Raw genomic sequence first — 23,935 nt, 5'->3', positions numbered from 1 at the left:
AATCATTTATTATGCAACCATCTAGTTGCAAATATAGAACTAAAATATAGTTACGCAACTATTTAGTTGCGTAACTATATTTCTATTCCAAATCCTTTTTCAATACGGCAATCAGCTCGTCCTTTAATTCACTGTTTCGGTCAAATAGACGCTCATAAAGGATTATGGCTTCATCAATGAATTTGTTGCGCTGCTCATCAGAATCTGCATTTTTTGCTTTTTGAAGTAACTCAATAGCTCCTGATTTTCCGTACGTCTGCGCTGGCTCATTTACCATCGCTGATGTGGACGAATCAAAAAAAGTCTCGAAGTTTAGATCGTTCATCTCTAGTGTTAAAAATTTTCCAAGATTAAGATTGAATTGCTCCGAAAGCTTTTGGTGGAAGGTTGACTTGGCCTGTGTTTCGTAAAAATATCCAGCAACTTTCCCACGCTTAATGTCCATGAGATCGGCAAGTCTTTGCTGACTTAATCCCATTTTTTTGCACATAAATCGAAGATTGTTGTTGAAAATACTCAAATTGTAGTTAATTAGTAGATAATTGTTTCAATAGTAGTTAATTTCTACTATTTGTATTAGAATCTTAGACAAATATGTTAAAATCATACGTAAATACACACGATCTTGTGGAATCAGATTTTAGGAAAATTCAGGAGCTACTTGATCAAAAGTATGGAACAGAGTATACACTAGACTACATCCGAAAAGTCTGTAAGGGTCACAGAAACAATGCTGACATTAAAAATATGGCCATCAAATATTCAAAACTGCTTAACAAAATGAAATCAAAAATTGACAAACTCTCACAATAACATGAGCCCACTCGACCAGTTTGAATCCGATCAGAAAATGTTAAATGAATTGAAGGATATGTTTGAATTTGCCTCGCCAGCAAAAATCAGACGTAACCTCGAGGATCTATTTTTCACACATCTTACTTCCAACGAGCCTAGTCTTCCTAACGAGCAAGAACTGATCAAAAGCATCTACTATCTCATCAACTTCTTTAATGAGGTAGAATCTCAAAAAAGATTCTGAACCCTATTCGTTCTTTATTGCCTCTACAGGATTAGAGGCTGCAGCTCGCCATGTAGTTCGACTGACTGTGATTATTGCAACAAGGAAAATAATCAATACGGTAGCTATATACACCCAAATAGGCTGATCAATTCGATATGCGAAATCCTTTAGCCACTTGCTCATTAAGAAAAAGGTTATAGGCGTGGCTATAGCAGCAGCTATGATAAGAATTTTCATGAAGTTCTTATTGATTAATTCAATGACCTGCCAGCTACTCGCTCCAAGTACTTTTCTGAGACCTATCTCCTTGAACTTTCTTTCGGTGGTGTAAAGGACGAAACCAAACAATCCAAGCGTTCCCAGAAGAATAGATATGAAACTAAAAATGCTGAAGAGCTGCATTTCATTGTCTTCTTTCTGATACATGGCGGCCGACTGCTGATCAAGGTAATTGAAGAAAAATGGAACGCCATCCCCAAATACCTTATTCCAGATGTCCTCCAAGTGACTAATGTTTTTCTGGAAATTATCTGAAGCTAATCTCGCTGAGATGTAGTCCAATCGATCCCAGTTGACATACATAACAAATGGGGCAATCTCATGATGTAATGACCTGAAATGAAAGTCCCTAACAACTCCTACAATCTTGCCTGTCTTATCCAGACTAATATCCGTGATCGTTTTACCAATTGCTTCTTCAGGAGTGAGATTAATAGCTTTTATTGCACTTTCGTTGAGTATAAATGCCGTTGAATCGGATTGAATGTTACTATCAAATTCACGTCCGGCTATAATTTCCAGGTCGAATGTGGAAATGTAATCTTGCTCTACCGTGTACCGTTCCCACAAATTCTCTGCTTCAATCCCTTCAATATCAAATTGCGTGATGTATGTATAGTCAGTGAGCATCTCATGTGATGCAGCGGTCACCTGGCTAATACCGGCGTAGGATGCTATTTCATTGCGGAACGTATTTATTTTAGGGATCACTGCCTCATCATTATGAATGGGCATATTCACAATGACTGAATCATCGAATCCCAGTTTTTTATTTTTTAGATATTGAAGCTGTAAATACACGATACCAGTGCTAATAATTAACGCTGTGGTTATCGTAAACTGTGCGGTTACAAGAATGTTTCTGATGCTGCCACCACCTTCCAATGTCGACTGTTTCATAAGTTGAATCGATTGGATACGGCTAATGTACAATGCCGGATATGCCCCTGAAATAATAACCACCACGGACAGTATGATGACAAATGGAAGGTAGAATTCAGGCTTTATCAATTCCATCCACTCATACCTATGGGCTGTCAAGACACCTAATTTTGGTAGAAGTGCATATATCAATGCGATGGAAAGAACTCCGGAAACCACCACAAAGGTCATGGTTTCAAAAAGTGTTTGCTGGGCGATGTTTCTGCGATGACTTCCCAATACTTTTCTTACTCCAACTTCTTTTGTTCGCTGGCCAGCCTGCGCTGTGATCATATTCGTGAAATTGAAGCAACCCAGGCACAGTATGATAATCCCAATTGCACCCAAGAGCGCAAGTTTTTCCTTGTCATTATGACTACTCCATTCTCCAATATCCATCGCAGCGCCCAAGTGAATATCTGTCAGTGGTTGAATAGTAGATTCCCATGTCGAGGTGGATTCAGGGTCGAAATATGTCGTGGTGGCTTCCTGCACAAATGAAGCAACATCTTGCACAAACTCAGGCTTGACCAGTAAGTATGCACTCACAAACATATTTCTCCATTCATTGAGATGATTGGATGACCACATAATCCGGCTGCACGTTTCAAGACCCGAAATAAGATCAAATTGAAAACTCGTGTTTGATGGAAAATCCTTAAATACTCCGACCACTTCCAGCTTGTGTTTCTCTGCAGATCCAAACTCCACCATTTGTCCAATTGGATCATCTTCTCCGAAATACTTTTGAGCAGTGGTTTCACTCAAGACGATCGTGTTTGGTCGATCGAGCATTCCTTCCGCCTGTCCACTAACTAAAGGGATATCAAAAAGCTCGAAAAAATTTTCGTCAGCCCACCCCAATCGAGGTTCATTGAATGATCGCTGACTTGCTACAACTGTTATTGGGGAAGCACGTCGATATTTGAAAATCCGAGTCCCATCTACAACTGCCTCCGAATTTTGGATCAAGTAGGGTGTCATCGCCAAAGGAGCATACGCATACGACCTTTCGGAGGTAGTGCTTTTGTGATTGATTCGGTAAATCTTATCAGCCTGGCTGTAGATTCGATCAAAGTTTGCTTCCTTTTGGATATATAAGTGGATGAGGCCAGCACAGGTTATACCCAACGTTAAACTAGCTATAGAAATAGCTGTATAAACTTTATGCTTCCTAGCCATGCGATACAACACACGGGCATATTGTTTCAACATGCTGACCCTTCCAAACCCGGCACGGTTCTGATATTTTTCCATGATTCCTATATTTCTTAAGTTGAATGACTGCAGCACTTCTTTCCATAATTTGAGCTTTGCAGATCGTGAATTTTGCTCCAGTCTGTCTTGATAGGCTTCAATCAGATCTCCTTCGATCTCATCAATCAAAGCACTTTTGCAGAACCACCTCAAAAATCGGAGAGGTGATTTAGGTATGTTTTCCTGATAATTCATACCGACATCTTTGGGATCAGCGACCACAACTCTTCTCGTTGATTTCGAAGTTCAGCAATCAATGAATATCCAGATGAAGTGATTTGATACAGCCTCTTTTTGCGACCCCCACGTTTAGCTGTTGGTGCAGACTCTATGGATCTCACAAATCCTTTGGTCTCTAATCTTTTCAATACTGTATGAATCGCTGGTATCGATATTTGCTGAGAAGTCCTTCTTGTGTACTCTCTGGCAATGGAAACAGCATATGCTTCTTCCTTCATTGCCGCTGCGATCAAGATGACCATTTCTTCTAATGCGCCCATTTTATACATCTATTTAATAAACATTTGTATAAATATTACGCGAGAAAAAATTAGAAGTTTTCCACATCTGTATTTTTAATTCAATAGCTCTCCTATTTTTGGCCTCTATTTTTTGAAGACACGAATGAGACACGAAGAAAGAATTGCGCAAGAGCTATCCATTAATCCAAAGCAAGTAATCGCCACAGTAGCCCTTCTAGATGAAGGTGCCACTGTGCCATTTATTTCGAGGTATAGAAAGGAAGTGACCGGGAGTTTAGATGACTTGCAGGTAGCGAGTGTGAGAGATCGAATTCAACAGCTACGCGACCTGGATGCTCGAAGAGAAGCCATTCTAAAGTCCATCGAAGAGCAAGAAAAGCTCACACCTGAGCTGAAGAAGAAGATCAATGAAGCTCAGACCATGACTGCTTTAGAGGATCTTTATCTTCCATACAAGCCTAAACGTAAAACGAAAGCGAGCGTCGCTAAAGAAAAAGGCCTTGAGCCACTTGCTACAAAAATCTTATCTCAAGGCAATTTCGACCCACAGACCGAAGCTGCACAGTTTATTGATACGGAGAAAGGGGTTGAATCGGAAGACGAAGCACTACAAGGTGCACGAGACATTATCGCCGAGACCATTAATGAAGACGCAGAAATGCGACAGAAAATACGTGAGCTCTTCATGAAAAAGGGAATCATTTCTTCCAAAGTCTTGAAAAGCAAAGAGAAAGAAGCTGATGCCCAGAAGTATAAAGATTATTTTGAGTGGGACGAGCCAATCCACAAAATTCCTTCGCACAGATTGTTAGCGATTCGTCGTGGTGAAAAAGAAGGTTTTCTTTCCATGAATATTTCTCCCGAGGAAGAGGACGCCATTGGAATAATAGAAAGATCGTTTGTCAAAGCGAATAACGAAGCAGGAGAACATGTGAAAACAGCAATCAAGGATTGCTATAAACGCCTGATGAGTGTGAGCATTGAAACAGAGGTGCGCATGGAAAGCAAGAAAAAGGCGGATGAAGAAGCGATTGTTGTCTTTGCAGAAAATCTAAAACAGCTTCTGATGGCAGCTCCATTAGGTCAAAAAGCTGTAATGGCAGTTGACCCGGGATTCCGTACCGGGTGCAAGGTTGTTTGTCTGGACAAACAAGGGAAACTGCTGGAATTTAAAGCTATCTATCCCAACGAGCCGCAGAAGGACACTACCAGGGCTGGAGAAACCGTGAAGCACCTGGTTGAGAAACATCAGATAGAAGCAATCGCCATTGGCAATGGGACAGCTAGCAGAGAAACCGAATCTTTCATTAAGAAGCTCGGCCTTCCAACCAGCGTCTTAATCGCGATGGTGAATGAAAGTGGCGCTTCCATCTATTCAGCTTCAGAAGCCGCGCGTGACGAATTTCCTAATGAAGACGTGACCGTTCGTGGATCTGTTTCCATCGGAAGAAGGATGATGGATCCATTAGCAGAATTGGTGAAGATTGATGCTAAATCCATCGGTGTAGGTCAATACCAACATGACGTAGATCAGAATGCCTTAAAAAAATCACTGGATGATGTGGTGATGACATGCGTGAATAATGTGGGCGTTGAGCTAAATACGGCCAGCAAGCAATTACTTACTTACGTTTCCGGGCTAGGTCCACAAATTGCCGACAACATTGTGAAATTCAGAAACGAATACGGACCATTTGATTCACGTGAAGCTTTGAAAAAAGTACCGCGGCTGGGAGACAAAGCCTTTGAGCAAGCTGCAGGTTTTCTACGGATAGAAGGAGCGAAAAATCCACTTGACAAGAGTGCAGTACATCCGGAGCGCTATAAAACAGTTGAGGAAATGGCGAAAGATGCACAAGCTTCTGTGCGTGATTTGATGACAAAAGCTGAGCTTAGAAAACAGATCAACCTCAATCAGTATGTAAATGATGAGGTGGGGCTACCCACACTGAAAGACATCATGGATGAGCTGGATCGCCCGGGTCGTGATCCGAGAGATCAGTTTGAAGCGGTGCAATTTCAGGAAGGAGTGAATGAAATCACTGATCTGAAACAAGGCATGAGTTTGCCGGGTGTTGTGACAAACATCACCAAGTTTGGTGCTTTTGTAGATGTAGGCGTGCATCAAGATGGTTTGGTACACATCAGTCATCTTTCTAATTCCTTTGTCTCCGATCCTACGCAGGTAGTAAAACTTGGACAAAAAGTGACTGTAAAGGTCCTGGAAGTAGATGTGCCGAGAAAACGTATTTCTCTTTCCATGAAAAGTGATGCTCCGCAGGTAAAAAAGAGCGAGAAAAAAACACGGACGAAAAAGCAGTCAGAATTTAAACCAAGAGAGGAAAAACAACCCGATGGAGACCTTCAGGCAAAGCTTGCAATGCTAAAAGGAAAGTTTGGAAATTAAGGTTAGATTAATTCTACTACCTTTGTATTGTGCGAAAGGAGGTATGTTCAGAGGCGAGGGCTGATCGTACGGTCAAAATCCAGCCATCTATGATGGTTCTTCATTCCACTGACGATCTCTAGATATGAGATCTGAATGAAACCTTAAAAACAAATAACCATGCCTTCTTATCCGGTCAATCATAGTCTTTACGTACTTCTTTGGAATAAGTACAAACCAGTACTTGTTAAACTCATGCGAGATGCTGCTGAAGCTCCTCAAGAGTATCAATTCATTTCTCACGAATTTCGTGATCTCAATCCTAAAGAACGAGGCGGGCATTCATTCACACTGGAAGCATACAAGCGTAGAGCTCAGAACAACATCAAAATGTCTGTGGTTGCTCAGGATCTATTAGAGATTCTATTAAAGTCAAACACTGCTTACGAACTGATGGAAGAAGCCATGTACGAGTTTAAGATGGATAAGCAATTTATGCTCACTGTTACTCGCCACGAGGTTGAAACTGCTGCAGAAGATGTTTCAGAAGCTCAGCCTGAAAGCGAAACAAAAGAAGCAGAAGTAGTAGAAGAAACGAAGAAAGAAGAAGCGAAAGAAAACGCTTAATTACTTACCATCTCTTCTTTAGCTAGCGCTATAGGAATATTCCCAATAGCGTTTAGCTTATCAAAGAATTCACGCAGAACAAATGATTTGTTCTGCTTTTCTTTTTTATGGGCATATGCCATCATGGCATCTTCCAGCAAATACTTTCCAGTAATGTAGCTTGTACCATATCCCGGCTGCCTCAGGTATAAGTGCTGCTCAAAGATTAGCAAGTCCTTCTCCGTCTTCATCCAACCTCTGGGTGTGAATTCCGAATGAATTCTTCCAGCCTCTTCCATTGTCATTTCATTGGCATGAGCATATAGCGATCCCAAACCTCTGGCTGCACGTTGTGCGATCATGATGTAGACAATTTCGCGCACACGCGGATTATCGTCATACAAACCCGCATCCATAAACATTTCTTCCACGGCCGTTGCGGTTCCCTCGTTTCTGCTATCAAAGATGTTATAGAGTAATGGCCCCTTTCTGATAGGACTGTTGTTGGGTTCAATATCCATTCGTGCCAACTCAAACCAGTGATAGAAGTGTGAAAATAATGGGCGTGGATCATGGTGAGCAGTAATGGCAAAGAAATTCCGTGTTTCCTTCGGAGTAAACGAACCCAGATGTTCACGCAAAGCTGGCTCAAAGTAGTCCTTGACTGTCACGATTTCTTCATTATCTAAAAATTGAATTAAGCTGGATGCGGCACGATCTGCAATTGCGTCATAAGCTTCCTCTGACTCTACAGATTCGATTTGAGGCAACGCCCTGTTCCGATGTTCTTCCAGCTTCAATGCAGACCAGGCTCTGGCCAACTCACGTTTTAGAATCATTACTTCATCATCCCAGCTGAGTGGCACCAGATGTACATTTTGCAAGTACCAACTGTAATTCTCCTTTCCTATTCCTGAAGGTCCATCTTTCGAATCTACCTGATCTTCTAACCAAGAAATGAAATCATCGGTTGACGTTTTTGCAGATGATAATGCGTCAACGACTTCTTGATCACCCGATATCTCTTCTGAGCTTATCATCATGTCAAGTACCTCACTTTGAAATTTGATCGTCCGGATGCCTGTAATCCAAAGGTCACGAGCGTTTCCTGTCAAATTGGTTTTTGCCTGTTCATTCAGCGGTGGGATTACCGCTAAATCTGCCAGGAACTTTGCTTTGGCTTCTTCATCTAGCGGAAATTCATATTGCCAGATTTCTGTCGTTCCATGATGCGTAGGTCCCTCGTGAGCGGGCACATCACTTCGATAGGTCCATGCCGACTTATAGAAAGCAGGGTCGCGTTCCCATGGCTTCAGGATTCGTCGATTGAAATCATATCCATTCATTTCTGCCCAGACAATCTTCCAATCGATCTGCTGGGGAATACTCCAGCCGGTTGTGTCCATGGCTAGTAATCGAGTTTGCAGTTTTTCAAACTCTGGCTGCCGAGCATCAAATGTTTCCTTTGTGTAATCCGGTGCACCGTTCAGCAATGGCGGATTTTCAAATTCACGCCATTCTGCGAAAAGGGAAGTCAAATCCTCATAAGAGGCGCTAACTTTTTCTATTTCTTTCGACAGGTTCTTGTCTGAAACATTGGATGTGCAGGCTGCAATTACAGCGATTAAGGAAAGGAACAAGATAAAGGCTCTATTCATGGTTATAGGTTTTGCCTAAAGTTAGCACATGGAGTCTACTTGTACTCCTCCCACCAGCTATCAAGATTTCTGCTATCGGATAATGATATCATCTGTCCCACTTCTGGCGTGAATAATGATATGTTCTCTTCTTCAGCTTTTGAGGATAAGCGCTCGACAGATTCCTTCCATGGATGCAAGCTAAGATCAAACTTTCCCCAATGGATGGGCATTAGTAGCTTGCCTTTTACGTCTAAATGAGCTTGTGCGGTCTCCTCTGGAAACATATGGATTTCACTCCAACCTTCATTATAGGCGCCACATTCCATAAACGTAAGATCAAATGGACCATACTTATTCCCTATTTCTTTAAAACCAGGAAAATAGCCACTGTCACCGCTGAAATACAATCGTTTATTGTTCCCCATGATCACCCAAGAACCCCAAAGTGTTTTAAATCTGTCGCCAAAACCACGACCTGAAAAATGGCGAGTCGGTGTAAATGCTAGCTTCAATCCTTCCACTTCTACTTCATCCCACCAATTAAGTTCTGTGATGTGCGCCGCAGGCACACCCCAGGCCTCAAAATGCGCCCCCACCCCTAATGGCAAATAAAAACGGTTTACTTTTTCATTTAAAGCCTTAATAGTTGGGTAGTCTAGATGGTCGTAATGATCATGCGAAAGAATTATCGCGTCGATATCAGGAAGATCCTCGACACTTATATGATCAGAATAATCAAATCGCTCCGGGCCCATGAATGAAAACATCGATGCTCGGCTGCCTTCGAGAACGGGATCTGCAAGGATAGTAACACCATTCACTCGCATAAGAATAGTAGAGTGTCCGAACCATGCAAATGCTATACTATCATCGGGAACCTGTGCGAAGGCCTCCACATTAAAAGGTTGTACACGAATCGGCTGTTGCGGATTTTTAAAGGATTTATCTGCGAATAAATAATGTGAAAGTGACTTTTTCAATGTCTCCCAGGTCATCTCCATTTTCGTTTCCACCGTGTTTTGAAACTTTCCCTCTTTGAAATTTGGAGCATTTTGCATGCGTTCCAATCGATCTCCTGTGGCCTTTCCTCCAATCTGTGGTGCTGTTCGGAAGAAGATGACAACAGATAAGACAATCAAAAGGATAATAGAGATAATAACGAGCATAATTCGCTTGAATATTTTCATAATACTTGGCAAGTTAAAAACTTTTCCTAAATTTGTAAGTGATTACTCACTTTTATGACAGAGAAGCAAGAAAAAATATTGAATGCTGCATTGTCGCTCTTTGCAGAAGAAGGCTATCGGAGCACCTCCACTAGCAAAGTGGCCAAGCGCGCTGAAGTGTCTGAAGGATTGATTTTTCGTCATTTCAGAAACAAAGAAGGATTGCTTGAATCCATTATTCAGCTTGGTGAAGAACAAGCGAAGGTGCTTTTTGCTGACGTCATTACTGAAACTGATCCGAAACAGGTGATTCGCAAATTCATCGAAATCATTACAAAAACGAGTCAGGATCCAAATGCGATTGCATTTTGGAAACTCCAGTTTAAGATAAAGTGGGAATTAGAAATCTATGGTGAACACAAGACGGAAGCTGTGGAACAAGCATTGGTTAAGGCCTTTGCGGAGCTGCGCTACCTGAATCCAGAAAAAGAGGCGAATCTATTGTTAACCCTGATGGATGGTATGGCTACTCGCTTTATCCTTCAAAAGAACTTTGATCTGGAAGGCACGATCGAATTTTTAAAACAGAAATACAAAGTATAAATTTTTTAAATATATTATAAGTGATTACTCACTTATTATGAAGCGCAAGATTATGAAAACGAAAAAAACAGCACTCATTACAGGTGCATCATCAGGTATTGGAAAAGAATTTGCTCAGATTCATGCGGAGCAAGGTGGCGACTTGGTTATTGTGGCTCGAAGCGCTGATAAGCTCAAGGAATTGAAAGATGAATTGGAGAAAATTCATGGTGTGTCTGTGCATGTAATTGCAAAGGACCTGTCTGAACCCAATGCTCCAAAAGAAATATACGATGAAGTAAAAAGCAGTGGTATAGAAATAGACTACTTGATCAACAATGCCGGGTTTGGAGGCGTAGGCAAATTCCATGAAAGAAATCTTCAGGACGATCTGAATATGATCAATCTTAATATTTCAGCACTTACCGCGCTAACGCATTATTTTCTGAAAGATTTTGTCGCTCGAAACGATGGCAAAATTCTAAATGTTTCTTCCACTGCTAGTTTGCTCCCGGGACCACTACAAGCTGTTTACTATGCGACCAAAGCCTACGTTACTTCATTTAGTAATGCACTCATGGAAGAGCTCAGCGATACCAATGTGACTGTTTCTAACCTGATGCCTGGCGCTACTGATACAGATTTTGGTAAAGTTTCAGGCATGGACAAGACTGATTTATTCACCAATACTGCGAGTGCGCGAGGTGTAGCTCAAGATGGTTATGATGCCATGCTTAAGGGTAAACTGGATAAAATCTCCGGGTTGAAGTTCTCACAAAAACTGATGATGGCATTTCTCCCACTTACCCCTAAAAAAATGGTTTTGAGTCAAATTCGAAAAATGCAGGAAGTAAAGTCATAATTTAATGCAGGCTGCAGGAATTTTAGACAAAAAATAGCTTGATACTTCATACTTATCTTCAGCCTTTCTAATTTTCCTGAATGGCCGAATTAGCTATCATATAAGTTTTTGGAAATGAAATAATTACCTTGAAAACTTCTCCATCATCTTGTCAAATTGCCTGGCAACAAGACCGGGGAACCATTTCTTGAAGAAAAAAGCCCTTCTAGCTTCCTTTGGGTGAATGATATGAAACTTACCTGACGCTGATTGCTCCAAAACGACTTGAGCCATTTCATCTGCATTGGTGGTGGAATACTTCATCTGCTTCTCGGCAAAGTGAACGAATTGTTCTGAACCGCTCGCCTCACTCATAATGTTGGTCTTGAAAAAGGTGGGCGTCACCACGCTTACGTGCACTCCTTTGCATTTCAGCTCGTGATGTAAAGTCTCTGCTAATGCAAAAACGGCAGCTTTGGCCGCATTATACGCTGACATCCCCGGAGCATTCATAAAGCCTGCCGCACTGCCAATGTTCACAATCATTCCTTTTTGAGCCTCGATAAGGGGCAGCAGATAATGAGATCCATAATAGGTCCCCAACAAGTTTATTTTGACCATACGCTCCCAATGATCTATCTGATAATTCTGAAAAAGTTCTGCATCTCCGATTCCAGCATTGTTGATAAGCAAATCCAGTTTCACGCCATTTTTGATCAGGTCATCTGCAAGGTTTCCGTAAGCCATTTTTTCGCCTACATCTAACTGATACGTATGAATTTCTCCAATTTCCAAGGAAGGTTTCAGGCTTTCCAATGAATCAGGATTTATGTCGGAGAGATGTAATGTCCACCCATTTGACGCAAGCAGTTTTGAGAATGCTGCTCCCAGGCCTGAACCTGCACCAGTAATGAATGCTGTCTTGTTTGGATATTTCTTATTGAGCTTTTTTAGTTCTTTCATCTAGCGGTAAGTAATTAATTCGGCGTTGTGATCTAAATGACTGTATTCGTTGTATGTGCTGAGTGATAACTTATTTTTTCCTACCAGCACTTTTGTGATGCTACTGTTTACCAGCCGTCCTTGCAGGTCAACAAATTGCCTCTCCTCCAAGGATAAAAGCTGTATTAATATCGCAGAGATTGGACCTCCTGACGTGAAAACCCAGGCTGATTCTCCACTCCCAAGTTTTGATGCCACATCGTTCAAGGCCTCCCAAACACCTTGCTTGAATTCTTGCCAGCTCAGTGAATAATCATATTTGGCAGCTATCCAATCTTCGATTGAGTCATTAAGCACCTTCTGCAATACTCGCATAGGATTATCCTGCTTTTTCAGGTATTCGCCAATAGTACTGTAATCTGTAAATGCTGAATCGTGCTTCCCTAGCAATTCCATGTGGTCGTACTCATTCCATCGTTGATCGACCTGCGTGTTAAAAGACTGATCGAATGCCTGAAGGCAATGATCTGCTGTTTCTTTATGGCGCACGAGGTTTCCCCCTGCAATGATTGACGGTGTTTGATTCCGATTCAGTAGTGCCTGCCCGAGTATCTGGGATTGCTGCATGCCCAAATCGGAGAGTTTGTCGTAATCGTGCTTCAGAAAGCTGGCCTGGCCATGTCGGATAAGGTAGATCATAGCCATTGTTAATTCTTTTGCTTTAAGACGTTTTCACAAGTTTTGATCAGGTAAATCGAAATCATCCAGAAATTCTTGAACGTCTTATTACGTGTAAATCCTTTTGAATAGCGATAATAGATCTGCTGTGCAATACCTGCCAAACGAAACAATCCGTAGACGCGATAAAATCGGAAATCATCAATGGTTCTTCCTGTTTTATCTGCATAATAATTGATAATCTCCTGCCTCTTCATCATGCCAGCAGCGTTGCTTGCTTGCCGTCGCATCGACTTGATGAAAAAGTTATCATCCTCGTGAACCCAATAAGCCAAACTGCTTCCCAAATCCATCAAAGGATCACCTATAGCTGCCAGCTCCCAATCCAACACTCCAATGATCGAGGCTGGATCATTCAGGTCGAGTACTACATTGTCAAGTCGAAAATCGTTATGAATTACGCATAAATTCTCCTCCTTCGGCATGTTTTCCTCCAACCATTTCATCACTTTTTTACCTTCCGGAACATTCCATGTCTTGGCGTCCGAATACCTTTTGTTCCACCCGATAATTTGGCGCTCTACATATCCTTCACCTTTACCCAAGGTATCCAATCCATGCTTTTGATAATCCACCTGATGGAGTTCAATCATTTTATCCCAAAACGATCGACTAAGCACAGACACTGTTTTTTCATCCCATTGAACCTCTCTTGGTAAATTTTTCCTTGGGATCATTCCTTCGAGTCGCTCCATAAGGTAGAACGTGGAACCTAATACCTCCTCATTTTCACACACGGCAATCATACCGGGCACATAAGGATAGTGCGGCTTCAGTTTCTTTTGCAATTCGTATTCACGGGGCATATTGTGAGCGCCAGCAGCTTTCTTGCCTAGTGGTGCTCTGCGCAAAATCACCTCCTGGTTATCAAACTTCAACCGATAAGTCCAGTTGGATGCTCCACCCGAAAACTGCGTGATAGTGGGCTCGCCATGTAATTCCAGACCTTGAGATTGAATCCAAGGTAGAAGCTTTCCCAAGTCGAGTTCTTCACCGATACGCTGTTCCTTCTCCAAATCTTTGATTTGTTTACTCATGGATCAACTCAGGTATTTTTTAAATTCCAGTCTGGAGATCATGCGCATATGTACCTCATCCGGACCATCAGCTAATCTTAGTGCACGAGCCTGAATGAAGAAGCTGGTAAGTGGGAAGTCATCTGAAAGTCCGCCACCCCCATGAATTTGCATGGCCATATCTGTGACTTGCTGCAGCACATTGGGGGCTACCACTTTGATTGCCGAGATTTCAGTCATACTTTCTCGAACACCAACTTGGTCAATCTTCCATGCTGCATAGTGAGTTAATAATCTGGCCTGGTCAATATCTATTCTTGCTTTTGCAAATCGCTCAGAATTGCCTCCCAACTGTGCTAACAATTTTCCGAACGCTTGTCTCGTGCCACTTCGAATGATTGCTAACTCGAGTGCACGTTCAGCTGCGCCTATACACCTCATGCAATGATGAATTCTTCCCGGTCCCAACCTGCCTTGAGCAATGGCAAAACCTGCCCCAAAATCCTGAATAAGGTTGGCTTTAGGAACACGTACATTTTCGAAGTGCACTTCTCCATGTCCAGCCGGTGGATCATAAGCGCCGAATGTGTTGAGCATCCGTTTTACCTGAACACCAGAGGTATCCAAAGGTACGAGCACCATCGTGTGCTGATCATGCCTTCCTCGCGATTCGTCCTTTGTCTGTCCCATCACGATAGCGATCTTCGCATCCGGGTGACCTAACCCTGTTGACCACCACTTCTTACCATTGATGACAATATCATCGCCATCTTGAACAATGGATGTTTCAATATTGGTGGCGTCCGAGGATGCAACATCTGGCTCAGTCATACAGAAAACGGACTTCATTTCGCCTGCTAACAATGGTTTCAGCCACTGTTCTTTTTGTTGATCATTACCAAAATGATAAAGCACCTCCATGTTGCCGGTATCTGGCGCATTGCAGTTGAAGATCTCAGCAGAATTGTACACTCGACCCATCTCCTCGGCCAGAGGTGCATACTCCAGAACACTTAGTCCTTGTTCTAATTCAGAATCAGGTAAAAATAGATTCCAGAGCCCTTCGGCTTTTGCCAGAGACTTTAACTTCTCAAGCTTCGGGTGCTCGGTCCAATTTTGCCAGTTTCCGTCAGCATTGTGTTTTTTATGATATTCAACATATTCCCTTTCAAATGGGAATACATGCTCTTTCATAAATGCTTTGAGTTTTTGAAGGTATTCCTGGGAGCGTTTAGAAGATTCGAAATTCATGATTGATTAAAATTTTCTCAACATTTTGGAAGTCATAAACGGCATTAAAAGTTTAATGAAATACCATGGCCAGAATGGCACGTATGCGTTGGCTTTTTCTTTATTAATGGCTTTAACTAGCAGTTTAGATCCTTTATCTAAAGAGATCATAAACGGTGGCGGTTTGCCAATTGAATCGGTCATCTCTGATTGGATGTACCCGGGAAAGATGGAAGATACTTTAATTGGTTTCTTGAGCACGTCAATTCGAAGGCCTTCTGCCAAGCTTTTCAATCCTGCTTTTGTTGCTGCATAAACTGTCATTGCAAAAGGATAACCTCTAAATGCAGACATGGAGGAAATCGCCACCAGGTGTCCATGGTTTTGCTCGCGGAAAATTTCCATCGCAGCTTCCATCTGACTGATGGCACCACAAAAATTGGTTACTGCTGTTTGCATGTTTGCAGCCGCATGTCCTTTCCCCAAGGAAGCTCCCTTTCCCATTCCTGCATTGACCACAACTCTGTCCAGCTGTTCGCCAATGTCATGAAAGTCCTGGTTGAATGCTCTGAATACTTCAAATACCTGATCTGCGTTGGTAACATCTAAAGATCGGAGGTAGATTTTGACTTCCGGATTAATTTCGTGGAGCTCTTTCTTTAGTGCTTCAAGGTTTTCTACTCTTCGTGCACATAGCGCCAGGTTGCAACCCTGCTTCGCGAATTCCATGGCCATACCTTTGCCAAGACCTGAACTGGCACCGGTAATCAATATATTTTTTCTCTTCACTAGATTCAATTTATGACTCTAGTGTAAGATAATTGAATCAATTAAGCTCAGAGCCCAGGTTAGACATAAAGAAGGTCAATTTTGAGTGAATTAGTGGCACGAAAGTAACTTTCGCGCCAGAGACGTTGGTTTACTCTCTGCTATACCGTGCCGATAAGAGCCTTCAAATAAATATCATTAGAAATACTAGTAGAGAACACGATTCATTACGCCTCTTTAGATATTCGGGGCTGTCCGCTTTACATGGTCCGTCGTGGAACAGGCCGCTCCCATCCCGTCTAGTTAGCAAAAGGCATATGCTTTGATCAGCAGAAAGTTCTTCCCGTCTTTGTCATGCTGTGCCTGACACGGCATCTTTCTTTAAGTTTTTGGTCTTCTGTGTGGAAGATGCCTGATCGGATCAGGCATGACTAATGAATAATTTCAGGAAATTATTTTTTTTCTTCACGGAGATTTAAGAACTCCGAAAATAATTTTTCTTCTCCAAAAAAGTCTGTAAAACTTCGAAAAACATCTGTCCTTCGTTTGAGCATTCGAAGAACTTCTGGAAATATTTTTTTTGTCGCAAATCACTCAAATTAGGCTAAGAAAAATAAATTTTCCTCTCAAAACACCTTGAAGAGCGTTGGAAAAACTTTTTCTATTCTAAATCATTCGAAGTGGAAGGATTTTTTGCCTTCCAATGTATGGTTCGAAATCTATTTAGCTGAAGTGCCTTTCTCAATTTCGCGAATGAGTTCATCAACGCCAACGGCACCAGCATAATCTACCGCTACTCTCAAGGCTCGCAATCCATGTACACCTTGTAAATCTTCCAAAGCAACATCTTCAATTTTGCTTTTCAGATAGCCTTTGGATGCCAGAAACTCCAAATAGATTCGATACTCATTGGCATCCTGCTCCTGTGAATAAACGATCACAATGTGTCCCGGCTGAGTTATGCGCTCTTTCGTCCCCTTGATGTGCGCTTTATCCACACGCTTTTTGATGATTTCGTAGCGTGCATTGTATGCTCCTTCTACGTCGAATTTTTTCTCATCCATTCTAAAATGAACGGATAGTGGTGTGCTGTATACCAAAATCAATGATGCAATTTCTACTGGAGCGGTCAACTCTTTACGTAGCGAATGGAATTCATTTTCCATCTCACACATCACCAATAATTGCCATATGCGCAGGTTGCGCAAATACATCTCGTTAAAGATTCTGTTGTTCGTAATAGACTGACCGATGTACATGTTGAATTCTACACCATCTGTCTTGTAGCGTTCAAAATAGTGCGGGAACATTTTCTGCGCTTCTATCTGCATCTTATCGAGATAGGATGCCAATCGCTGATTTATCAGATTGACGCTGGTGTCATATTTTTTCCGTTCCTCATATAGGGAGCCAAGTTCAGGATCTAATAATTTGTCATAGTTCTCAATTTGAGTTTTTAACTCTGAACTATCATTTTTCAAATATTCAAAGACAGGATATACATCGTCCTTCAAAAAAGAAAGAATTCTATGTTCACTTCCTGCAGCAAGATTTTTCTTTAGTTCATCAGTAAATCCATCCAGTCGATGCAAAAGTTCCTCCAGCACCGGTAGTTGATTTTGCTTGTTCGCGGTGGTTATAATTTTAGTAACCGCATTGAGCTGCTTGATCAAATCTTTGCTCACCGCGCTATTTCTCCGTTCGGAAGATCCTTTGATGTCCAACTGGCCATACAGCGGATAAAGATTATCGAAAACGATATCCTTGAATTCGGTCTCTTCGCCCACTTCCTGAGTCTTAATAAACTTCAGAGCTTCTTCTTCAAACCTCCATTTCACAGAGGAATGGATGGTTGTGCATTCCTGTTGAATGACCGCCTCGACCAAATTTTGCTCTTCTGTCTGGAACCGCTTCTTCGCCATCGAAATAATCGGAACCACATGATCCAGCATATGCAAAGAGCCTTTATTCAACTCATACTTGTTTTTAGATCCTAATTCCATGAAACCGAGTAATTCATCTTCATGCACTAACGGCGCGATGATGTAGCTTTTAAATCCAGTATCCTTCAACTTCTGCGACATGGCTGTTCCGGATAGCTCATGAAAAAGATCAGTGTCAGTTACTACTAATGGTTCCTTATTGGTAAACAGCTCAGAGCATGTGCGAGGGCACAGGTCTTTTTCACAATGTAGCGACTCTCCATCATTCAGTAATACACTCTCTACATCCTTATGATCGACTGGTATGAGTTTGTTGTTTTCCAAACTGATCACCCCGATGGACAGGCTTGTATTGTTGAGCATCCTACCCACACTTTGTTTGATATTGGCAAATGCATTATCAGACTTGACGAGCAAATTTGACGTGATATTTCCTATGGATTGGTCTGCTGTAACATCCACCAGATTGATGATATTAACTCCGCGCATGATCCAGCTATTTGGTGGAAATTTCTTCTTCCAAAGTTCCATGTTGTCGAAATTGTCCACTAGCTCATGGTAGTCTTTTTCCGTAATCTGTATGGCTTTTTCTGTCGGAATGAACTCCGAAAGCTCTGCGTTGATCAGCATTTTATAGGTGCGCTTGAATCCTTGCGCCCTATTTTCTATTTCGAAGAATTGTGGTGTAGAACCGCCTATCGGGTATCCAAAATAGCTACCCATGATGAAATAGCAACAGTACTTGTAGAACAGATCTTCGTCTACATCCTTCATTGTGAATTCAAAAGGCTCGCCGGAAGCTTCTACGATATTATCGAATCGTTTTGATGTATAAATGGGCTGAAAATAGAATGGTGGCGTTAGGATCTTTATCTCATTGGTAGTCAGTACTGGCGGGAAAAGTGCCTCGCTAAGCTTATCAACAGACTTTTGATACTTTTTGAGTTTGGTCACGTCAGAAATCCCTTCTTTAAGCTCAGGATATTTCTCTACTTCCTTTAACAAACCCTTTGCATAGGCCGCACGTCCGGTATCCTTACCTTCTGCTAATTCCTCCAACTGATCGATGAGTTTGAAAAAACTCACCTGCATAATTGCGGGGAACTCTACCTCTTTACCATTATAAATCATGACTCTTCTATTTACTCCAATCTTAACCTGAAGATATTCATTTGTACACTCAGGGCGAATTTTAACGTAAATGACCTGATTAAGATTCCCTTCAGCGAGGAGAATTATTACAGCCTGTGTAGCATAACTTCAAAATGGTCTGTCCAATCCTGAGGAAGACTTGGTGAACCGACGGCTTTTTGCAGCAGCTCTTTATCAGATTTCCTTGTGGTATACAATTGAATAACCTCTGCCACCGTCAGTCTGTGTCCATCTTGATCTATTTTTCGAATCGCATTCCCGGCTTCTATTGTTCCTTCTTGTAAAACCTTAAAGTAGAATCCGTTCTTCTCGGCTTTCATAAAGTCTCTCACAAAAAACGAGTCATTCATTCGAATTCCTAGTTTGTAACAAGGCATGCGCGGACTTGTCACTTGAAGCACAACTGATCCAATTTCGTATACATCTCCAATGCAAGTATTGGTTTCATCTAATCCTGTGGTTGATAGGTTTTCGCCGAAAAGCCCTGGTTGAAATTGAAGATCTGATCGCTCTTTTTTCCAAAAATCATAATGCTCTGAAGGATACGCATAAACTGCTTTATCCACGCCTCCATGAACAGTTAGATCAGCTTGTTTATCTCCTTCGAGATTAAATGAAGAGACCTTAACCGGGCCATTAATTAACTTTTTGAAGATGGCAGTAGAAATATCTCTCCCATTATAATCCGCCTTCACGGGCTTCCCTGCAAAAATTGATTCTAGTTGCATGTATTTATATTTTCAGGCCATATCCATGAAATAGTAAAAGTCTCAAGCCGACATATAGAACCAATACTGCTGTTAATAGCCCTATGAGTCTTGTATTGAGTTTTCGATTGGACAAACATGAACCTATCATTCCTCCTATTAACACGGATATCAATAATCGAATAGTCAGCTGACTGTCAAATGTGAAGGTATTTACAGCCAACAATCCCAGAAGGCCGGAAAGAGAATTGACAAGAATGAATACCGATGCAAGTGACGCTATTTTTCTGGAATCCTTCCAATTAACCATATTGAGAACAGGAGAAAGATAAATCCCACCTCCTATTCCGGAAAGACCTGCAAAAAAGCCAACAATTCCTCCTAGTCCTAGCCGCTTCCACAAGCCAAACTCTCGTACCAATTGACTATTCTTTAAAAACTTTGATAGCATAGAAAAAGAAGAGAGAATTAGCAATCCACCCAAAATGAGAAAAAACGTTTGCTCAGTTAATCGCATTTGAGCTCCGAGATAAGCCAGTGGTATGCTCGGCAATAAGAATGGCCAGAAAAGTTTCCAATCAAAAACTCTATTCCGCACATACATGATGGTGCCAATCGAAACCACTGCAATGTTTAACAAAAGGGCTGTTGATCGGATTTCGTAAAAATCCGTGAGGAAGATGCTCATGATGGCGAGGTAGCTGGAACCTCCGCCAAAACCAACAGATGAATAGAATAAGGCGACAAAGAAAAAGATCAGCGGAAGGAGTATTGCAATCTCCATAGCATCAGATTAATAGGCATTCAATAGGGTTTCCTTTTTCTAACTGCACAGGACCTTTTGCAAATGCTAGCGCATTACTTCGCGCCATGGAGTGAATCATAGACGACCCTTGACCATCCAATATGGTGACTTCATTATTTTCTATGCTTGCCTTTAGAAAGACCGGCCGATCAAACTTTATCACATGATCATGAGCTATCGGAAGGTTAACTTTCATGAGTCCCTGACCTCTTCCGCCTGACATTTTTTGCAATAATGGAAGTACATACACGTAGAAACATGTCAATGAAGATGCTGGATTACCCGGAAGTGCAAAGACAAATTGCTCATCTCTTCTTCCAAAATAGAGTGGCTTACCCGGCTTTTGAAAGACCTTGTAAAAGACCTCCTCGACATCATTTTCTTCCAAAGCCTCTTTTACAAAATCATAATCTCCAACTGAAATCCCCCCTGTGATCAACAGCACATCGCACTGTTCAAGATTATCTGAGATCCCTTCTGCGATTGCATCCAAATTATCTGAAATCTTTTGCCTACTCCCACAATAAAAGCCGTGATCCTGGAGTGCGGCGGCCAAGGTTTGGCTGTTGGATTCATAGATCTGTCCACTTTCCTTATCCTCTCCGGGTTCTACAAGTTCGTTGCCTGTTGCAATCACATGAATGGTCGGTTGTTGAAATACTTTAACAGCTCCAAACCCAAGTGAACTTAAAACACCAATAGTGGCTGAATTAATTTGATGACCGGCTTGAAAGACTTCTTGTCCTTCGGCTATTTCAGCGCCTTTTCTACGAACATTTTTACTTACAATAACTTCCTCTTCCAAAATAAGCTTTGAACCTTCCACCTTCGTCTTTTCCTGCATGATCACTGCCGTGGTTTCCTCAGGCACTTTTCCGCCTGTGAAAATGCGCATCGCCTTTCCATCCGACAATTGATTTTCTCCCGTGCTTCCTGCAGCGACTTCTCCAACTACTTCAAATTCGTTGTGAAAACCGCACACAGCATAGCCATCCATTGCTGAATTATCAAAAGAGGGTAAATCGAAAGGAGAAGTGATCTTCTCGGACAGGTAACAGCCCAACGATTGCGCCAATGGTAGTTCGTCCGGAATCAAGTTCAACTCTTGTTGATCAACTAATGCTAATGCTTCTTCGATTGATACCATCAGCCTCCGATTGAAATCATTGAACGGTTATTTTCATACTGGTCTGCATCCATCTTCAAGTCCATTCCATCGCGCGAATATTTTTTTTGCTTGATGGCATCTAAAATTAATTGATCAATAGCTTCGCCTTTTCTATGTGGGCCGAGAATATCTGTTTCAGAATTGGCAAACAAGCAGTTTTTCATTTTTCCATCGGCTGTCAATCGCAGGCGATTGCAATCTGAACAGAATGGATTTGTGATGGTGCTGATGATTCCAAAACTTCCTTGATGTCCGGCTACTTGAAAGTTGTTCGAAGTACTATGTTTGGGGTTTTTAAGCGTTTTAATTTCTCCGAATTTGCTCGCTGCTTCCGCCAATATTTCTTCTTCGCTTACACCTTTGCTCCAATCCCACTTATTGCCCTTGAAGGGCATAAATTCGATGAATTTCACATCAATATTCTGATCTTTTGTTAATGCAATAAAGTCGTTAATTTCTTGATCATTGACATCCTTGATAAGTACCACATTTAGCTTAAGCTGGAATCCTCTGGCAATACCTTCCCGGATATTTGCCATAATGCGATCGTAATAGTCTCGCTTAGTGATAAAGGCATTCTTGGCTTTATCTAACGTGTCCAAGCTGATGTTGATTTTCTTTAGACCTATTTCCTTAAAAAGGTCAAAGTACTTGTCCAGCAAGATTCCATTGGTTGTTAGCTTGAGTGTTACACCTAGCTTGGTCAACTCTCTGGCCAGAAATTCGAAGTTTTTGCGTACCAAAGGCTCGCCTCCGGTCAGACGTATGGTGTCAACACCAAGGTCAACAAATATCTTAGAAATTTCAATGATCTCCTCCAGCGTCATGATGCTGGGCTTTTCCATCAACTCTATCCCTTCTTCCGGCATGCAATAGAAGCAGCGAAGATTGCAGCGATCGGTGAGTGAAATTCTCAGGTAAGAGTGCGGCCTGCCGAACTTGTCTATAATCTTTGATTCCATCAGTGTCCTCCTCCTTTTAAGACGTGAAACACATGGAAAAGATGAGGGAATACTGCGTTTAAGCAATCAGTAACTCCACCTGTTGAGCCTGGCACCGCAAGTATCACTTTACCATTTTTAATTCCAGCAACGGATCGAGAAAGCATTGCATAAGGCATGCGCTCCTGACCATAGCGTCTCATTTCTTCTTCGACACCATTCAATGTGGTATCGAGCAGCGGTCGTAAGGTGTCAGGGGTGATATCTCTAGGGCTTGCTCCTGTGCCTCCTGTAAAAATCAGTAAGTCTGCTGTGAGATTTTCTACTTCTTTCTTAATGTCTTGCGCTTCATCAGCAATAACTTCATAAGAAGTTTGCAGTCCAAATTCTTCCATCTTCGAAACAATCAGTTTGCCTCCCTTGTCTTCTTTCTCTCCTTTTGAAACCGTATCTGAGCAAACCACCACTTTGCAAGAAAGTCCCTCCGTAGATTTTTGATAGGAGGACTTACCTCCCGTTTTCTTCAAAAGTTTGATTGTACTGATTTCTATTTGTTTGTCTACCGGCTTCAGCATATCATACATATTCAATGCGACTATGCTAGCTCCATGCATGGCCTCCACTTCAACCCCGGTCTTATAGATGGTTTTTACGGTCATCAAAATCGTGATGTCTAATCCATCTATTTGATATTCTACGCCCGTGTATTCAATTGGCAGTGGATGACAATCCGGTAAAAGATCCGGAGTTTTTTTCACACCCAGCAAACCTGCTGCTCTGGACATTTCAAACACATCTCCTTTCGGAACTTTACCAGCATTGATCAGGTCAATGGTTTCTATACTACCAACTCGCACAATGGCTTGTGCCGTTGCTTCTCTAAGTGTGTTTGATTTGTGCGTAATGTCTACCATGTCCAGTATTCGGTATTTCAAGTAAACTGTGATCAGTTAATCTTGCCGCAGAAACTTGATGATTTATTTATCATTGAACCGATCATTCTTCCTACTTGAGAATATTGATCTATGAGTTCGCCAGAAACTTCATTTGTAAGGTAGCCACAATCTCTTGCCGTTTCAATCCAATGCTCTATTTCTTGCTGTTCACCATCTGCATTGGTCAACTTGCTAATAAAGTGTTTCTCATACCTTCTTTTACCCCATGCTTCAGCGATTTGTGCACCGACTGATCTTGAAGACCTTCTCACTTGATCCGTAAGAGAATAAATTTCTTCTTTAGGGAATCCTTTAGTTACTTCAAAGATTTTGGTGGAAAGAACTCTTGAAAGCTTGTAGATTTCCAAATTCCTGAAACTTTGCACATATGCCATTTTTCAAAACTGAT

At 41.7% G+C, this 23,935-nt stretch carries 23 protein-coding genes; 6 read left to right on the top strand and 17 right to left on the bottom strand.

Translation table 11 applies throughout. The features are described 5' to 3' along the window. Positions 1-82: 82 nt before the first annotated feature. The gene (locus ACL8WY_RS13095) at positions 83-490 is read right to left on the bottom strand and encodes a hypothetical protein (protein ID WP_436515210.1); all 408 of its coding nucleotides are present in this window, start codon (positions 488-490) and stop codon (positions 83-85) included. 104 nt (positions 491-594) lie between these two features. Here ACL8WY_RS13095 and ACL8WY_RS13090 point away from each other — a divergent pair, with 104 nt between their 5' ends. Together ACL8WY_RS13090 and ACL8WY_RS13085 are read left to right on the top strand one after the other, a co-directional pair. Beyond that, positions 595-813: a hypothetical protein gene (locus ACL8WY_RS13090; RefSeq protein ID WP_436515209.1), complete on the top strand. Its 219-nt coding sequence runs from the start codon at positions 595-597 to the stop codon at positions 811-813. 1 nt (position 814) lies between these two features. Then, positions 815-1,039 (top strand): hypothetical protein, encoded by a 225-nt coding sequence (locus tag ACL8WY_RS13085; protein ID WP_436515208.1) that lies wholly within the window; start codon positions 815-817, stop codon positions 1,037-1,039. A gap of 3 nt (positions 1,040-1,042) precedes the next feature. On the opposite strand, the gene ACL8WY_RS13080 is transcribed toward ACL8WY_RS13085, so the two are convergent. Then, positions 1,043-3,673, bottom strand: coding sequence for an ABC transporter permease (locus ACL8WY_RS13080; RefSeq protein WP_436515207.1), 2,631 nt, complete (start codon positions 3,671-3,673; stop codon positions 1,043-1,045). Then, positions 3,670-3,978 carry a PadR family transcriptional regulator gene (locus ACL8WY_RS13075; RefSeq protein ID WP_436515206.1) on the bottom strand — a complete coding sequence of 103 codons (309 nt, stop codon included), beginning with the start codon at positions 3,976-3,978 and terminating at the stop codon, positions 3,670-3,672. The genes ACL8WY_RS13080 and ACL8WY_RS13075 overlap by 4 nt, the downstream gene beginning before the upstream one ends. A 124-nt stretch (positions 3,979-4,102) precedes the next feature. On the opposite strand from ACL8WY_RS13075, the gene ACL8WY_RS13070 reads away from it, so the two are divergent. Both ACL8WY_RS13070 and ACL8WY_RS13065 read left to right on the top strand, forming a co-directional pair. Further along, positions 4,103-6,367 carry a Tex family protein gene (locus ACL8WY_RS13070; protein ID WP_436515205.1) on the top strand — a complete coding sequence of 755 codons (2,265 nt, stop codon included), beginning with the start codon at positions 4,103-4,105 and terminating at the stop codon, positions 6,365-6,367. A gap of 159 nt (positions 6,368-6,526) precedes the next feature. Beyond that, entirely contained in the window at positions 6,527-6,973 is a 447-nt protein-coding gene (locus ACL8WY_RS13065) for a hypothetical protein (protein ID WP_436515204.1), read from the top strand. Here the strand turns inward: ACL8WY_RS13065 and ACL8WY_RS13060 are convergent. Together ACL8WY_RS13060 and ACL8WY_RS13055 are read right to left on the bottom strand one after the other, a co-directional pair. Further along, positions 6,970-8,610, bottom strand: a complete 1,641-nt coding sequence (locus tag ACL8WY_RS13060; RefSeq protein WP_436515203.1) for a hypothetical protein — start codon at positions 8,608-8,610, stop codon at positions 6,970-6,972. The genes ACL8WY_RS13065 and ACL8WY_RS13060 overlap by 4 nt on opposite strands. Before the next feature lie 35 nt (positions 8,611-8,645). Next, positions 8,646-9,779, bottom strand: a complete 1,134-nt coding sequence (locus ACL8WY_RS13055) for an MBL fold metallo-hydrolase (RefSeq protein ID WP_436515202.1) — start codon at positions 9,777-9,779, stop codon at positions 8,646-8,648. 54 nt (positions 9,780-9,833) lie between these two features. On the opposite strand from ACL8WY_RS13055, the gene ACL8WY_RS13050 reads away from it, so the two are divergent. Both ACL8WY_RS13050 and ACL8WY_RS13045 read left to right on the top strand, forming a co-directional pair. Further along, positions 9,834-10,361, top strand: coding sequence for a TetR/AcrR family transcriptional regulator (locus tag ACL8WY_RS13050; protein WP_436515201.1), 528 nt, complete (start codon positions 9,834-9,836; stop codon positions 10,359-10,361). A gap of 52 nt (positions 10,362-10,413) precedes the next feature. Continuing rightward, positions 10,414-11,202, top strand: a complete 789-nt coding sequence (locus ACL8WY_RS13045; RefSeq protein WP_436515200.1) for an SDR family NAD(P)-dependent oxidoreductase — start codon at positions 10,414-10,416, stop codon at positions 11,200-11,202. Positions 11,203-11,325: 123 nt separating this feature from the next. Here ACL8WY_RS13045 and ACL8WY_RS13040 read toward each other — a convergent pair whose 3' ends face one another. From ACL8WY_RS13040 to ACL8WY_RS12985, 12 genes are all read right to left on the bottom strand, one after another. After that, on the bottom strand, positions 11,326-12,144 hold the full coding sequence (locus ACL8WY_RS13040) for an SDR family NAD(P)-dependent oxidoreductase (RefSeq protein WP_436515199.1): 819 nt from the start codon (positions 12,142-12,144) through the stop codon (positions 11,326-11,328). Beyond that, positions 12,145-12,828, bottom strand: coding sequence for a histidine phosphatase family protein (locus ACL8WY_RS13035; RefSeq protein ID WP_436515198.1), 684 nt, complete (start codon positions 12,826-12,828; stop codon positions 12,145-12,147). Positions 12,829-12,830: 2 nt separating this feature from the next. Next, on the bottom strand, positions 12,831-13,898 hold the full coding sequence (locus tag ACL8WY_RS13030) for a phosphotransferase family protein (protein ID WP_436515197.1): 1,068 nt from the start codon (positions 13,896-13,898) through the stop codon (positions 12,831-12,833). Positions 13,899-13,901: 3 nt separating this feature from the next. Next, positions 13,902-15,128 carry an acyl-CoA dehydrogenase family protein gene (locus ACL8WY_RS13025; protein ID WP_436515196.1) on the bottom strand — a complete coding sequence of 409 codons (1,227 nt, stop codon included), beginning with the start codon at positions 15,126-15,128 and terminating at the stop codon, positions 13,902-13,904. Positions 15,129-15,134: 6 nt separating this feature from the next. Next, the gene (locus tag ACL8WY_RS13020) at positions 15,135-15,896 is read right to left on the bottom strand and encodes an SDR family oxidoreductase (protein ID WP_436515195.1); all 762 of its coding nucleotides are present in this window, start codon (positions 15,894-15,896) and stop codon (positions 15,135-15,137) included. Between the two features lie 698 nt (positions 15,897-16,594). Continuing rightward, positions 16,595-18,949 carry a GAF domain-containing protein gene (locus ACL8WY_RS13015; RefSeq protein WP_436515194.1) on the bottom strand — a complete coding sequence of 785 codons (2,355 nt, stop codon included), beginning with the start codon at positions 18,947-18,949 and terminating at the stop codon, positions 16,595-16,597. 107 nt (positions 18,950-19,056) lie between these two features. Beyond that, a complete protein-coding gene (locus ACL8WY_RS13010) occupies positions 19,057-19,698 on the bottom strand; it encodes an MOSC domain-containing protein (protein WP_436515193.1) in 642 nt (213 codons plus the stop codon). Positions 19,699-19,702: 4 nt separating this feature from the next. Then, positions 19,703-20,461, bottom strand: coding sequence for a sulfite exporter TauE/SafE family protein (locus ACL8WY_RS13005; protein WP_436515192.1), 759 nt, complete (start codon positions 20,459-20,461; stop codon positions 19,703-19,705). 4 nt (positions 20,462-20,465) lie between these two features. Further along, positions 20,466-21,629, bottom strand: a complete 1,164-nt coding sequence (locus tag ACL8WY_RS13000) for a molybdopterin molybdotransferase MoeA (RefSeq protein WP_436515191.1) — start codon at positions 21,627-21,629, stop codon at positions 20,466-20,468. Then, positions 21,629-22,612 (bottom strand): GTP 3',8-cyclase MoaA, encoded by a 984-nt coding sequence (moaA, locus tag ACL8WY_RS12995; protein ID WP_436515190.1) that lies wholly within the window; start codon positions 22,610-22,612, stop codon positions 21,629-21,631. The genes ACL8WY_RS13000 and moaA overlap by 1 nt, the downstream gene beginning before the upstream one ends. Next, positions 22,612-23,526: a bifunctional molybdenum cofactor biosynthesis protein MoaC/MoaB gene (gene moaCB, locus ACL8WY_RS12990; RefSeq protein WP_436515189.1), complete on the bottom strand. Its 915-nt coding sequence runs from the start codon at positions 23,524-23,526 to the stop codon at positions 22,612-22,614. Before moaCB ends, moaA begins: the two co-directional genes overlap by 1 nt. Before the next feature lie 11 nt (positions 23,527-23,537). Then, a complete protein-coding gene (locus ACL8WY_RS12985) occupies positions 23,538-23,921 on the bottom strand; it encodes a four helix bundle protein (RefSeq protein WP_436515188.1) in 384 nt (127 codons plus the stop codon). Positions 23,922-23,935: the final 14 nt, after the last annotated feature.

The organism is Ekhidna algicida, from assembly GCF_051379705.1.
GTDB lineage: Bacteria > Bacteroidota > Bacteroidia > Cytophagales > Cyclobacteriaceae > Ekhidna.
The sequence above is the reverse complement of the archived record's forward strand: the minus strand, read 5'-3'. Positions and strand labels throughout refer to the sequence as shown.

Coding starts and splice junctions, on each gene's coding strand:
- ACL8WY_RS13035 (WP_436515198.1), bottom strand. CDS start 12,828: ATGGCTATGATCTACCTTATCCGACATGGCCAGGCCAGCTTTCTGAAG.
- ACL8WY_RS13000 (WP_436515191.1), bottom strand. CDS start 21,629: ATGGTATCAATCGAAGAAGCATTAGCATTAGTTGATCAACAAGAGTTG.
- ACL8WY_RS13095 (WP_436515210.1), bottom strand. CDS start 490: ATGTGCAAAAAAATGGGATTAAGTCAGCAAAGACTTGCCGATCTCATG.
- ACL8WY_RS13080 (WP_436515207.1), bottom strand. CDS start 3,673: ATGAATTATCAGGAAAACATACCTAAATCACCTCTCCGATTTTTGAGG.
- ACL8WY_RS13040 (WP_436515199.1), bottom strand. CDS start 12,144: ATGAAAGAACTAAAAAAGCTCAATAAGAAATATCCAAACAAGACAGCA.
- ACL8WY_RS13005 (WP_436515192.1), bottom strand. CDS start 20,461: ATGGAGATTGCAATACTCCTTCCGCTGATCTTTTTCTTTGTCGCCTTA.
- ACL8WY_RS13015 (WP_436515194.1), bottom strand. CDS start 18,949: ATGATTTATAATGGTAAAGAGGTAGAGTTCCCCGCAATTATGCAGGTG.
- ACL8WY_RS13060 (WP_436515203.1), bottom strand. CDS start 8,610: ATGAATAGAGCCTTTATCTTGTTCCTTTCCTTAATCGCTGTAATTGCA.
- moaA (WP_436515190.1), bottom strand. CDS start 22,612: ATGGAATCAAAGATTATAGACAAGTTCGGCAGGCCGCACTCTTACCTG.
- ACL8WY_RS12985 (WP_436515188.1), bottom strand. CDS start 23,921: ATGGCATATGTGCAAAGTTTCAGGAATTTGGAAATCTACAAGCTTTCA.
- ACL8WY_RS13085 (WP_436515208.1), top strand. CDS start 815: ATGAGCCCACTCGACCAGTTTGAATCCGATCAGAAAATGTTAAATGAA.
- ACL8WY_RS13050 (WP_436515201.1), top strand. CDS start 9,834: ATGACAGAGAAGCAAGAAAAAATATTGAATGCTGCATTGTCGCTCTTT.
- ACL8WY_RS13090 (WP_436515209.1), top strand. CDS start 595: ATGTTAAAATCATACGTAAATACACACGATCTTGTGGAATCAGATTTT.
- ACL8WY_RS13025 (WP_436515196.1), bottom strand. CDS start 15,128: ATGAATTTCGAATCTTCTAAACGCTCCCAGGAATACCTTCAAAAACTC.
- ACL8WY_RS13045 (WP_436515200.1), top strand. CDS start 10,414: ATGAAAACGAAAAAAACAGCACTCATTACAGGTGCATCATCAGGTATT.
- ACL8WY_RS13065 (WP_436515204.1), top strand. CDS start 6,527: ATGCCTTCTTATCCGGTCAATCATAGTCTTTACGTACTTCTTTGGAAT.
- ACL8WY_RS13010 (WP_436515193.1), bottom strand. CDS start 19,698: ATGCAACTAGAATCAATTTTTGCAGGGAAGCCCGTGAAGGCGGATTAT.
- ACL8WY_RS13055 (WP_436515202.1), bottom strand. CDS start 9,779: ATGAAAATATTCAAGCGAATTATGCTCGTTATTATCTCTATTATCCTT.
- ACL8WY_RS13030 (WP_436515197.1), bottom strand. CDS start 13,898: ATGAGTAAACAAATCAAAGATTTGGAGAAGGAACAGCGTATCGGTGAA.
- ACL8WY_RS13070 (WP_436515205.1), top strand. CDS start 4,103: ATGAGACACGAAGAAAGAATTGCGCAAGAGCTATCCATTAATCCAAAG.
- ACL8WY_RS13075 (WP_436515206.1), bottom strand. CDS start 3,978: ATGGGCGCATTAGAAGAAATGGTCATCTTGATCGCAGCGGCAATGAAG.